Source organism: Pseudomonas sp. LS1212, assembly GCF_024741815.1.
Lineage (GTDB): Bacteria > Pseudomonadota > Gammaproteobacteria > Pseudomonadales > Pseudomonadaceae > Aquipseudomonas.
The window spans coordinates 1,299,625-1,311,819 of record NZ_CP102951.1; the positions used below are offsets into that span (position 1 = coordinate 1,299,625).

Annotated in this window: 10 protein-coding genes; 5 read left to right on the forward strand and 5 right to left on the reverse strand. The window is 63.1% G+C overall.

Annotated elements, in window-relative coordinates; translation table 11 throughout:
- Window positions 1–126 precede the first annotated feature (126 nt).
- The 4 genes from NVV94_RS06005 (at window position 127) to NVV94_RS06020 (ending at window position 5,196) form a co-directional block, all read left to right on the forward strand.
- The gene (locus NVV94_RS06005) at window positions 127–864 is read left to right on the forward strand and encodes a fimbria/pilus chaperone family protein (RefSeq protein WP_258446317.1); all 738 of its coding nucleotides are present in this window, start codon (window positions 127–129) and stop codon (window positions 862–864) included.
- Window position 865: 1 nt separating this feature from the next.
- Window positions 866–3,319 carry a fimbria/pilus outer membrane usher protein gene (locus tag NVV94_RS06010; protein ID WP_258446318.1) on the forward strand — a complete coding sequence of 818 codons (2,454 nt, stop codon included), beginning with the start codon at window positions 866–868 and terminating at the stop codon, window positions 3,317–3,319.
- 44 nt (window positions 3,320–3,363) lie between these two features.
- Window positions 3,364–4,482, forward strand: coding sequence for a DUF1120 domain-containing protein (locus tag NVV94_RS06015; RefSeq protein ID WP_258446319.1), 1,119 nt, complete (start codon window positions 3,364–3,366; stop codon window positions 4,480–4,482).
- A 63-nt stretch (window positions 4,483–4,545) separates the two neighbouring features.
- Window positions 4,546–5,196 (forward strand): DUF1120 domain-containing protein, encoded by a 651-nt coding sequence (locus NVV94_RS06020; RefSeq protein WP_258446320.1) that lies wholly within the window; start codon window positions 4,546–4,548, stop codon window positions 5,194–5,196.
- Between the two features lie 77 nt (window positions 5,197–5,273).
- On the opposite strand, the gene NVV94_RS06025 is transcribed toward NVV94_RS06020, so the two are convergent.
- On the reverse strand, window positions 5,274–7,865 hold the full coding sequence (locus NVV94_RS06025; RefSeq protein ID WP_258446321.1) for a glycosyltransferase: 2,592 nt from the start codon (window positions 7,863–7,865) through the stop codon (window positions 5,274–5,276).
- A gap of 327 nt (window positions 7,866–8,192) precedes the next feature.
- Between NVV94_RS06025 and tcdA the strand changes: the two genes are divergently transcribed.
- Window positions 8,193–9,020, forward strand: a complete 828-nt coding sequence (gene tcdA / locus NVV94_RS06030) for a tRNA cyclic N6-threonylcarbamoyladenosine(37) synthase TcdA (RefSeq protein WP_258446322.1) — start codon at window positions 8,193–8,195, stop codon at window positions 9,018–9,020.
- On the opposite strand, the gene NVV94_RS06035 is transcribed toward tcdA, so the two are convergent.
- From NVV94_RS06035 to NVV94_RS06050, 4 genes are read right to left on the reverse strand one after another with little or no spacing between them, the layout of a single operon-like run.
- Window positions 8,999–9,409 carry a SufE family protein gene (locus NVV94_RS06035; RefSeq protein WP_258446323.1) on the reverse strand — a complete coding sequence of 137 codons (411 nt, stop codon included), beginning with the start codon at window positions 9,407–9,409 and terminating at the stop codon, window positions 8,999–9,001. The genes tcdA and NVV94_RS06035 overlap by 22 nt on opposite strands.
- Complete coding sequence (locus tag NVV94_RS06040) at window positions 9,406–10,611, reverse strand: aminotransferase class V-fold PLP-dependent enzyme (protein WP_258446324.1); 1,206 nt, start codon at window positions 10,609–10,611, stop codon at window positions 9,406–9,408. The genes NVV94_RS06035 and NVV94_RS06040 overlap by 4 nt, the downstream gene beginning before the upstream one ends.
- A 54-nt stretch (window positions 10,612–10,665) precedes the next feature.
- Entirely contained in the window at window positions 10,666–11,700 is a 1,035-nt protein-coding gene (dapD, locus tag NVV94_RS06045; RefSeq protein ID WP_258446325.1) for a 2,3,4,5-tetrahydropyridine-2,6-dicarboxylate N-succinyltransferase, read from the reverse strand.
- Between the two features lie 44 nt (window positions 11,701–11,744).
- Window positions 11,745–12,053: an arsenate reductase gene (locus NVV94_RS06050; RefSeq protein ID WP_258447628.1), complete on the reverse strand. Its 309-nt coding sequence runs from the start codon at window positions 12,051–12,053 to the stop codon at window positions 11,745–11,747.
- Window positions 12,054–12,195: the final 142 nt, after the last annotated feature.

Below are 12,195 nucleotides of genomic sequence, written 5' to 3' on the forward strand. Positions count from 1 at the left end.
CAGCCGGCATGCCAGACATGCCGGCCGCTCTCTCACGGCCCCGCCCGCGGTTTTCTATTTTTCAAAGCCTGCGACTCCATCCCACTCTTTTTACGGGTGAGCGCAGCCGTGCCCCGGAGTATTGCCATGAAACTCACGCAAGTACGCAGGCGTGCACAGCGCCTGTCTGTCTTCGCCGGTCTGCTGACCCTATGTGCGGCTTTATCCAGCTGGGCCGACGGCATGATCCCCGAAACCTCGGTGGTGATTGTCAAGGAAGCGGACGGCGAGGCATCGATCAAGGTTCGCAACAGCGATACCAGCACCGCGTTGCTGCATGTGACCTTGCAGAACGTACCGGAAGACCCGGAGCCCTTGCTGTTCCTTACCCAGCCGGTTTGGCGGGTGGAGGCTGGCAAAGAGCAACTGGTGCGCTTCATTCTGCGCAGCGAGAAGCCTTTGCAGACGCAGCGCCTCAAGCGGGTAATTTTCGAAGGTATCCCGCAAACAGCCAAGGCTGCAGAGGCGGGCCAGGCAAGGGTCGGTGTCAGCGTGCGGCAGAACCTGCCGGTGATCCTGCATCCCAAGGGCCTGGCAGCCAACCGTGAACCCTGGACCGGCCTGCAGTGGTCCCTGGCTGACGGAAAGCTGACCGTGCGCAACGAAACGTCCTATGTGGTGCGCCTGGCGCAAGAATTGAAACTGCTGCCCAGCAATCAGGCGGCGCGCTTGCCGCGCAGCTACGTGCTGCCGGGTGACCACATCACGGTGGAGGTCGACGGCCCGGTGAATGGGGCGCCTGCCACGGTGAAGTTGTTCCCGGCAACCGTATACGGCTTTGCCGTGGATGCGTATGAGGCACCGCTGCGTGCTACCGGCGCCTGATATGCGATCCATTTTTACTGAGCGCCCAGGGCGGGCGCTATTGGCCAAGGGCCTGTTGCTATGGAGCTGTACACAGGCCAGCGAGGCCTTCGCGCAATCGAACCAGGAAGCATCCGGTAGTGGCAGCGCGCCCTTGACGTTCGATGCCGACATTTTGCGCCAGCGCGGCATCGACCCCGGCCTGATCGAATACCTGCGCGATGCAGCACGCTTCACGCCGGGAGTGCATGTGGTAACGCTCCGGGTCAACGACCAACCCCGTGGTCGGGTGGAGGCGCGCATCCAGGCCGACGGCCAGTTGTGCTTCGACCAGGCCTTGCTCGATGCCGCCGGGTTGCAACTGCCGGAGAAAACCTCCGGCAACGATGCGGCGACCTGTCAGGATTTCGTGGGCGCCTATGAGCAAACCCGGGTCAACCTGGACCCGCAAGCCGCTGAAGTGGCACTGGTCGTGCCGACCCAGGCCCTGAAGGCGCCGGAGCACCAGCAGGACTTGTCCGCTTACCATACCGGCGGCATGGCGGGCATCTTCAATTACGAGTTGCTGGGTTTGCGCAACCAGTTCGATGGGCAAAACAGTGACTATTGGTCGGCCAATACCGAAGCGGGCTTCAACGCCGGTGACTGGATCGTGCGCAGCCACCAGATTCATACCTCGGTCGATGGCGTTGGCCGCACCGAACATCTGGAAGCTTACGCACAGCGTACCTTTGCCGAACTGGGCACGGTGCTGCAGGCCGGGCAGATCGGCCTGGGCAACCCGGTGTTGGCCGGCGCCCGCATTACCGGCCTGCAATTGACCTCCGAGCAGGCGCTGATGGTGCCCACCCGTCGTGCGGCAATCGAAGGTATCGCCCATAGCCAGGCGCGAGTGGAAGTGCGCCAGGCCGGCGCCTTGATCTATTCGACAGTGGTACCGGCCGGGCCCTTCGCCTTGGCCAATCTGCCGCGCCTGGACCGGCGCACCGATCTGGAAGTCACGGTGATCGAGGCCGATGGCGAGCAGCGCAGTTTCACCGTGCCGGCCGCGATGGTGGCCCTGGACCTGCCGGCGCCCGGGTTTGTGCTGGGTGCAGGCCAGGTGCGCGATGGTGGCGGCGTAGCCCGTGAGCCTTGGGTGGTCAGTGGCGGCTGGACCCAGGCCATCAACGGAACCTCCACGCTGAGCACCGGCTTGATGGCGGCCGAGGACTACTATGCCGGCGGCCTCGGCATTGGCGTGCAACCTTGGGCAGACGCCCAGGCGCAGTGGTTGGTGCAATCATCGCAAGCGTCCCGCGAGGGTGTTCGTGGCGTACAGACCCAGCTGTCGCTCTCGCAGCGCCTGGGTGAGAGCTGGTCGGTCAACGCCGCTGCCGCCCGGCAAACCAGCGGCTACCGCGACCTTATCGATACCCAGCTGGACTTCGATCAGTCGACCCAGCGCGGACGCTACCGCGATCAGTACAGCGCCGGCGTGTCGTGGTCACAGCCTTGGCTGGGTAGTTTGAGCGCCGGCTATGCGCGCTCGGCGCTGTTTGACGGGCGCCAGACCAGCCGCTCCTATGCCTCGTGGGGGCAGCGTTTTGGCCAGGTGTCGGTTTCGGCCAGCGCCGAGTGGAACCTGGGAGGGGACGACGGTCTCGACAACGCAGTGTACCTGAGCGTGAGCGTGCCCTTGGGCGAGCGCCGTCGCTTGCGCACGTCGCTGCGCAACAGCGGCGGGGAGAACCGGGTCGGTGTTTCGCTGCAGGAGCAACTCAGCGATACGGCCAGCTACCGGTTGGGCGCCGAGCGCGACAGCCGTGATGGTGAAGTGGACTTGAATGCAGGTGTATCGCTGCTGCCGCGTTATGCCCAGCTTGAATTGGGCTATGCCGGCTACGGCAATGGCAATCGCGGCTACAGCGCGGGCCTGCGCGGCGGCATGGCCGTGCATGAGGGGGGCATTACCTTGTCACCTTATCCGGTGCAGGACACCTTTGCGGTGTTGTCCGTGGGTGAGGTTTCCGGGGTCAAGGTGTCGACGCCGGACGGTCCGGTCTGGACGGACGGCAACGGCCAGGCCGTGGTCGCGCAATTGTCGCCTTACGGCAACAGCCCGGTGGAAGTGCAGACCAGGACCTTGCCCCGCAACATCGACATCAACAATGGCGCAACAGTGGTCCAGGCCGGTCGCGGTGCGGTGGCGCGGGTCGACTTCGGCGTGGTCGCCACGCGCCGGGCGCTGCTGCAGGCGACCACCGTGGACGGCAGTGCATTGCCTGCTGGTGCGATGGTTACCGATGGCAGGGGCGAGTTCGTCACGCTGGTGCAGGAAGGCGGGCTGGTGTTTGCCCCCAATCTTGAACTCAGCCCACGGCTGTGGGTGAAGGCGCCGGACCAGCCGGCCTGTGAGTTGCAGTTCGCCCTGCCGGACGAGCCCGACCTGCGGGCCTATTACGAAACCACGTCGGCCGTGTGCCGGATGCCATGAGAGAAGCCCCAGTGACCTGTTTACCGTCTGTACCCCGTGCCCCTATGGCTGCTCTCGCTGCGGGCCTGGCGCTGGCCGCGTCGATCTTCGCACCCACTGTCCAGGCCATGGGGGAGGGCTGCGAAGTCTCGATCAGCCAGACGCAGATCGATTACGGTCTGTTCAATCGCACAACCCTCAAACCGCAGGGCGGCGAATTGCCATTGGGTGCGCGCAGCCTTCGGGTGAACGTGAATTGCGCGCAACCTGACGCCATGACGTTGTTCTATCGCGCCGTGCCGGCCGGTGCCGAACGTTTCCGTTTTGGCGAGCAGGGGAGCTATGCCCTGCGCCTGCGTGACGCACTGCTTGATGGCGAGCAAGTCGATCTGGCGCAAGTGGCCGCGGCCGGGCAGGCTGGCGCGGCAATCGCGTGGTTACCGGACAAGGGACTGACGCCCGTCAAAGCGGGCAACATCGCCCGGGGGCGATCCTTCAGTGCGCGCCTGGACGTCAGCGCCTGGGGCGATGAGGCCGCGTTGGGTCGTGGCGATGCCGTGACCTGGAACAACAGCGGGCTAGTGGAGGCAGGCGGTTCGCAACGCGAACTTGGGTTGCAAGTAAGCTTCGCACCGGCCGCCTGCACGCCGCGCTTGGCCAATGGTGGCGTGGTCGACTTCGGTCGTATCAATGCGCAGCAGCTGGCCCGCGACAGCGCCACGAAATTACAACGAACGCTGGCATTGAGCGTCCTGTGCGACGCGCCCACCCGCTTTGCCTTCACGGCCAGGGATAACCGGCCCAAAGCTGTGCGGGCGCCTTCGGTCGAGGTCGACGCCGGCGCGCTGTTCGGCATCGGCAAGACCCGCGCCGGCCAGACGCTGGGCAGCTACGTCACCTGGATAGACCGCAACGCCAGCGGCGACGGTAACGCACTGAACGCCATGCATGGCCAACCCGGCGGCCAGGGTTGGCTGGCGACAACCGCTGCCGCGTTTCTGTACACCGATGGTCGATTGCTGGGGTTCGGCATGCCCGCCGACATGGCCGCGGGGCCAACGGCTATTACCCAATTGAGCGGCACCCTGGGCGTGGATTTGTATCTGGCCCCGGCCAGCACCCTGACGCTGACCGAAGAGGCCGTCATCGATGGCGCAGCGACGATCGAGATCATTTACCTGTAAGGCATGGAGGCTTCTGGATTGCAGGGTACGGGCACTCACAAGAAAAGGAAGGAGGCGCAGCAGATGAAATATCACACTGGTTTCAAGGGAGGGGTGCTTGCCTTGTTGCTCGCACCCATGGTGCAGGCTCAATCCACTACGGAGCTGATCGTGCAGGGCAACATCACCCCTGCATCCTGTACGCCGGCACTCTCGGGTGGCGGGGTGGTCAACTTCGGCAGGATTTCCGTGCAAGACCTCAGCAAGACCAACCGTACCCGGCTCAAGGCGCGGCCCATAGGCCTGACGCTCACCTGTGAAGCGGCTACGCGCTATGCGCTGCGCATGAAGGACAATCGTGACGGCACGGCATTGGTCAACGCCGGTATCTACTATGGTCTGGGGCTCGACAAAAGCGGGAACAAGATCGGCCTGTATGAAGTGCAGTTCGATCCGATGCGCACGCAAGCCGACGGCATCGCGCAAATCTACAACACCGATTCGACCTCCGGTGGGCAAGGCTGGGACACTGCCGATCTCAAGGTCGATCGTATCGGTTCGAACGCGCTGCTGGGGTTTTCCGATACCCTGGGCAGTGATGCTGGCCCGGTGCCGATTCGCGATCTGACCGCGACATTGATGGTTGAAGTGGTGCTGGCACCTACCCAGGAACTGGATACCAGCGATGAAATCGAGTTCGACGGGGAGGGCACACTTGAGGTGGTGTATCTCTAACGGGCGGTAGCTTCTTGCGCTCAAACAAAAATACCCGAATCTTTCGATTCGGGTATTTTTTTGCTGCCTGGAAATGTTTAGCCAGCGGTTGCAGGTGCTGGCGCATCCACAGGTTTTGGCAACGACGACAACAACGCCATGATCAGCGCCGCCAGGTATGGCAGCGACTGCACCAGCAGCATGGCCACCCAGAAGCGAACGTCCGCGCTCGGCATGCCCTGGACCAGGCAAATACCCGCGGCAGCGCCCCACAACAGCAGCATGATGAACAACTCTTCACGCGCCTCCGACAAGGCCACCAGTACGCCGTGGCTGTCGGCGTTCTTCGGAGTGCGGAAGAACGGAATGCTGGTGGTGAAGAAGCCGTACAGCACTGCTTTTGCGATGGTATGCGACAACGCCAGGCCCGCCAGCGCGGCAGCGAAGGCGTCCTTGAGGTTGACCCCCACGGCGCGGCGATAGAGGAAGATGATCTTGCCGACCTTGAACACGAACAACGCCAAAGGCGGAATGGCGAAGATCAGCAGCGGCGGGTCGACCCGGTGCGGCACGATGATCATCGCCGCCGACCAGAGCAGCGCGCCGATGGTGAAGAAGATATTCATGCCATCGGCCACCCACGGCAGCCAGCCGGCGAGGAAGTGATAGCGCTGGCCACGGGTCAGCTCGGTGTCCGTGCCGCGCAGCAGGCTGGCGGCGTGACGCTTGATGATCTGGATCGCACCATAGGCCCAGCGGAAGCGCTGCTTCTTGAAGTCGATGAAGGTGTCGGGCATCAGGCCCTTGCCATAGCTGTTGTGCGCATAGGCGGCCGAGTAACCCTTCTCGAACACGCGCAGGCCCAGTTCGGCGTCTTCGCAGATGCACCAGTCGGCCCAGCCCAGCTCTTCGAGCACCGAGCGCCGGGTCATGGTCATGGTGCCGTGCTGGATGATCGCATCACGGTCGTTGCGGGTGACCATGCCGATATGGAAGAAGCCCTTGTATTCTGAATAGCAGAGCTTCTTGAAGGTGCTTTCGTTCTGGTCGCGATAATCCTGCGGCGACTGCACCACGGCAATCTTCGGGTCGGCGAAGTGCGGCACCATGTGCTTGAGCCAGTTGCGGTCCACGCAGTAGTCCGAGTCGATCACGGCGATCACTTCGGCGTCGGGCGCGGTATGCGGAATCAGGTAGTTCAGTGCGCCGCCCTTGAAACCGGCCAGGGGCGAGACGTGGAAGAACTTGAAGCGCTCGCCGAGCATCTCGCAGTGCGCCTTGATCGGCTCCCAGACGGCCGGGTCCTTGGTGTTGTTGTCGATGATCAGGACTTCGAAGTCCGGGTAATCGAGGTTGGCCAGGGCGTTGAGGGTCTGTTTGACCATCTCCGGCGGCTCGTTGTAGCAGGGCACGTGCACCGAGACTTTCGGCCGGTAGGCTGTGTCCGTCTGCACCGGCAGGAACTCGCGGCGCCGCTTGTGAATCCACACCGCTTCGGCCAGTTCATGGGCTTCGGTGAGCAGTACGATGAACACCCCGAGCGCACCGAGGGCGAGCAAAAAGCCCACGGTCAGGCTGAACCAGGTGCTGTATTGCTGGCTGTAGTCGTAACCGATCCAGACCAGTACCGAACCGCACAGGAAGGCGATGAAGGTCAGGAACGTCCGCCCGCGCTGGCGCAGGGCCGAGCCGTCGATCAGCAGCAGCGTCAGCGAAAGCATCGCCAGCACCACTGAACCCACGGCCAGCACGCGCCATTGCGGAATGGCCACGACCGGGCCTTCGAAGTTGAATTTCTGCTGTCGGGCAGCGTTGAACACGCCCCAGTAGGCGCCCACCGAGCCTTCGTCACTGACTTTCCAGGGCTGGTCGTAGGCTTCGATGACGAAGTAGTTGTAGCCCTGGCGGTTGAGTTTGTTGACCAGGGTGCGCAGGTAGATGGCCTGGTCGGCCTGGGTGGCCTCGGCACCACCGCGCATGCGGCCGTTGCTCGGCCAGCCGACCTCGGACAGCAGCAGGGGTTTGCGCGGGAACAGGTGTTTGAGATCGCGGGCACGGTCGAGCACGAACTGGCCAGCGTCCTTCATCGGGATGAATTCCCAGTACGGCAGGATATGCGCCGCCACCAGGTCGACGTGCTTGGCCAGCTCCGGGTTTTCCTTCCAGATGTGCCACTGTTCGCTGGTGGTGACCGGAACCTTGACCGCTGCGCGCACCCGATCCAGGTACTGGATCAGGGCTTCGGGAGTGATTTCCTTGCGGAACAGCGCTTCGTTGCCGACCATGACCCGCACGACGCTGCGCGAAGTGTTGGCCAGTTCGATGGCTTTCTGGATTTCCCGTTCATTACGCTCCAGATCCGGGCTGATCCACACGCCAAGGGTCACCCGCAGGCCGAACTCTTCGGCCAGGCGGGGGATTTCCGCCTGGGTGCCTTCGACGGTGTAGATCCGGATGCTGTCGGTCAGCTTGCTCAGCTGTTCGAGGTCTTCGCGCAGTTCGTCCTCGCTGGGGTACTGGGCCTTCTGCGGGGTTTGCCCGAGACGGAACGGCGAATAGGAGAAGCCGGAAATCTGCTCCGGCCAGTCAGGGGCGGAAACCGGGCGGTTGATCAGCGCCCAGAACCCAGTGAATAGCGCGGCAATGGCCATGACTATCACCAGATTGATACCAAATTTACGCGATGACATAGATAGTTCGGGTTCCGAAGGGTGGAACGGGCATGGTTGGCAAACACCGCAAGGGGCGCGCATCCTACTTTTTGCCGGACATGACTGTGTAAGACAACGTGCCGGCATGATGTTGGATGTTCTTCAGGCTACGAAGTTCTGTTGCCCGTGCTTTTGTCGTCCAGGACTGGGGAATAGCCTGAACTATTAAAGCAGGAATACAGGTCGTATTGTTAATTGCCTACAAGAGGTGGGTATTTCTCAGCGCTCGGTCGGGATCTCAAGACCAGGGGTGCCCTGCAACCCCGTCCGGCCTATAATGCGCGCCGGTTTTTTCGGGTGTTGCTCATGAGTACAGAAGATCCACGTTTCGCCGGTGTCGCGCGCTTGTATGGCCTTGAGGGCATGCAACGCCTGCGTGATGCCCATGTGGCCATCGTCGGCATCGGTGGGGTCGGTTCCTGGGCGGCGGAAGCCATTGCCCGCTGCGGGGTCGGCGAGATCTCGCTGTTCGACCTGGACGATGTTTGCGTCAGCAACACCAATCGTCAGTTGCATGCCCTGGACGGCAACGTCGGGCGGGCCAAGGTCGAGGTCATGGCCGAGCGCCTGCGGGGCATCAACCAGGACTGCAAGGTGCAGGCGGTGGCCGATTTCGTCACTCGCGAAACCATGGCCGAGTACATCACCCCGGATATCGATTGCGTGATCGACTGCATCGACAGCGTCAACGCCAAGGCGGCGCTGATCGCCTGGTGCAAGCGGCGCAAGATCCAGATCATCACCACCGGTGGCGCGGGCGGGCAGATCGACCCGACCCTGATCCAGGTTTGCGACCTGAACCGCACCTTCAATGATCCGCTGGCCTCCAAGGTGCGTTCGACGTTGCGCCGCGACTACGGTTTTTCCCGCACTGTGACCCGCCATTACAGCGTGCCTTGCGTGTTCTCGACTGAGCAACTGCGCTATCCCAAGCCCGATGGCAGCATCTGCCTGCAGAAGAGTTTTGTCGGCGAGGGGGTCAAGCTCGACTGTGCCGGCGGTTTCGGCGCGGTGATGATGGTGACGGCGACTTTCGGTATGGTCGCTGCGACCAAGGCGGTGGACAAGATCGTCGCCGGCATGCGCCGCCCTTCGGACCGGCAAAAGCCCGCTCAGGCGCCCGTAGCCAACTGACGCATGCGCTGCAGCACGGCATTGAGGCCGTTGCTGCGCGAGGGCGAGAGCTGGCGGCCCAGCCCCAGTTGATTGAACCAGTCGGGCAGGTCCAGGTGCTCGAGTTCGTCGCCGGCCACGCCGTTGACGCGCACCAGCAAGAGTGCCAGCAGGCCTCGCAGCAAGCGTGCATCGCTGCTGGCGGCAAATTGCCAGTGACCGTCCTGTTTGCGGGCCGTGAGCCAGACCTGGCTTTCACAGCCGTGTACCAGGTTGTCGGCAGTTTTCTCGGCTTCGCTCAGGGGCGCCAGTCGTTCTCCCATTTGCATCAGCAGGCGTGCGCGCTGTTCCCAGCCTGCGGCCTGTTGGAAGGCCTCCAGTGCGCTCTGGGCTTCGACGGACAGGCTCATCGCAGCAGCTCCAACGACTGGTCTAGGGCGGTGAAGAAGTGCTGCAGGTCGTCGCTGTCGTTGTACAGCCCCAAGGAGACACGGATCGCGCCGGCCAGACCGAGGCTTTTCATCAACGGCATTGCACAGTGATGCCCGGCACGGACCGCGATGCCTTGCTCGGTCAACAAGTGCGCCAGATCCGCGTTATGTACGCCTTCAACGGTGAAACTGGCCAGCGCCAGCTCGGGCCTGCCCAGCAGGCGCACGCCTTCGCGATCATTCAAGCCGCGCAGCAGATGGCCATGCAGCGCCGCCTCGTGGGCTTGTATCGCTACCTGATCCAGGCTGCCCAGGTAGTCCAGCGTTGCGCCCAGCCCGATCACACTGGCGATCGGTGGCGTGCCGGCTTCGAAACCCAGCGGTGCCGGGCGGAAGGTCGCCGTCTGATAGTCGGCCACCTGGACCATCTCGCCACCGAACTGCCAGTGAGCAAGGAGGGCCAAGGCTTCGCTGCGGCCATAGAGAACGCCGAGGCCGTCCGGGCCGTAGAGCTTGTGGCTGGAGAAGACATAGAAGTCGCAATCCAGTTGCTGGACGTCATGGCGCCCGTGAACCACGCCCTGGGCGCCATCGACCACAGTCAGGGCGCCCTGGGCCTTGGCCAGGGCGATCAAGGGCTGCAGCGGTTGCCAGGCCCCCAGCACGTTGGACAGCTGGCTCACCGCCAGCAGGCGCGTGCGTGGGCCGATCAGTTGGCTGGCGGCGTCAAGATCGATCAGGCCATGCGGGTCCAGTGGCAGCACCACCAGCTTGAGGCCCTGGCGCAGGGCCAGTTGTTGCCAGGGCAGCAGGTTGGCGTGGTGTTCCAGGGCGCTGATGACGATTTCATCGCCCGTTTTGAACTGTGCTTGCAGGCCATTGGCCAGAAGGTTCAGCGCGGAGGTTGCACCATGGGTGAAGACGATCTGGCTGGGGCTGGCTGCGTTGAGCCAATGGGCGACTTTACCCCGGCTGTTTTCGAAGGCCTGGGTAGCCAGCGCGCCGGGCAAGTGTTGGGCACGGTGCACATTGGCGGCGCCGTGGCTGTAATAGTGGGTCAAGGCATCAAGCAACGCTTGAGGCTTCTGCGTCGTGGCAGCGCTGTCCAGGTAGGTCTGGTGCTGTCGTTGCAGGGCGGCGATCGCGGGAAAGTCCGCACGCCAGGGGGAAGGCTGGAACATGATATTGAGGCTCTGGGCATCAGGCCCGGACGCATCCGGGCCTGACTACGCCACTTAGTTGTGAGCGTGCAGTGCTTCGTTCAGCTCGATGGCCGACTTGTGGGTCTTGCATTCCACAGCGCCGGTGACCGAGTTGCGGCGGAACAGCAGGTCGGTCTGGCCGGCCAGATCACGGGCCTTGACCACCTTGACCAGCTGGTTCTGTTCATCGAGCAGGGCCACTTTGGTCCCGGCGGTGATGTACAGGCCGGCTTCGATGGTGTTGCGGTCGCCCAGCGGAATGCCGATACCGGCGTTGGCACCGATCAGGCAGCCTTCGCCGACCTTGATGACGATGTTGCCGCCACCGGACAGGGTGCCCATGGTCGAGCAGCCGCCGCCCAGGTCCGAACCCTTGCCGACGAACACGCCCGCCGAGACGCGACCTTCGATCATGCCCGGGCCTTCGGTGCCGGCGTTAAAGTTGACGAAGCCTTCGTGCATGATGGTGGTGCCTTCGCCGATGTAGGCGCCCAGGCGCACACGGGCGCTGTCGGCGATACGCACGCCGCTCGGTACCACGTAGTCGGTCATTTTCGGGAACTTGTCCACCGAGAACACTTCCAGCAGCTCGCCCTTGAGGCGTGCTTCAAGCTGGAACTCGGCAAGTTCGGCCAGGTCGACCGCGCCCTGGCTGGTCCAGGCCACGTTTGGCAGCAGCGGGAAAATGCCGGTCAGGTTCAGGCCGTGTGGCTTGGCCAGGCGGTGCGACAGCAGGTGCAGCTTGAGGTAGGCCTCAGGCGTGGAAGTCAGCGGCGCGTCTTCGGCCAGCAGGGTGGCGACCAGCGGCTTCTGGCTTTCGGCCAGGCGGGTCAGCAGCGCGGCCTGTGCGGCATCGATGCCCTTGACGGCTTCGGCCAACTGAGCAGCCACGCTGGTGTTGAAAGCGATGGCCTGGTTGCCGTCGGTGTAACCCAGCACTGGCGCGATGGCGGCTACCAGCTCGGCCGAAGGAAAGACCTGCGGTTGTGCATAGAAAACTTCCAACCAGGTGCCTTGACGGTTCTGGGTGCCGACGCCGAAGGCCAGGCTGAACAGGGTAGTGGACATGCAGTTACCTCTTGCGAAATGAGTGGGGCCAGGAATGCCAGACGTTACTGGACGGCCGCCGCATAAATATCGGGTTTGAAGCCAATCACGGTCTTGTCGCCAAGCTCGAGCACCGGACGCTTGATCATCGATGGCTGCGCGAGCATCAGCTCGATCGCCTTGGCCTGGTCGAGATCGGCCTTCTGGTCATCTTCGAGCTTGCGGAACGTGGTGCCTGCACGATTGAGGACAACCTGCCAACCATGCTCGTCGCACCAGCGGGTCAGATGCTCACGGTCGATGCCGAGCGTCTTGTAGTCATGGAAGCGGTAGTCGATGGCCTTTTCATCCAGCCAGGTACGCGCTTTCTTCATGGTATCGCACGCCTTGATCCCATAAAGGTGCAACGAATTGCTGTTATCAGTCACGGATGCCCCCTTGGAAAAAACGGTGACGAATTATGCCATGACTGAGGCGTTCCGGCTGTGGCGGGTTAGGGTCTTTGTTGCATTGTGT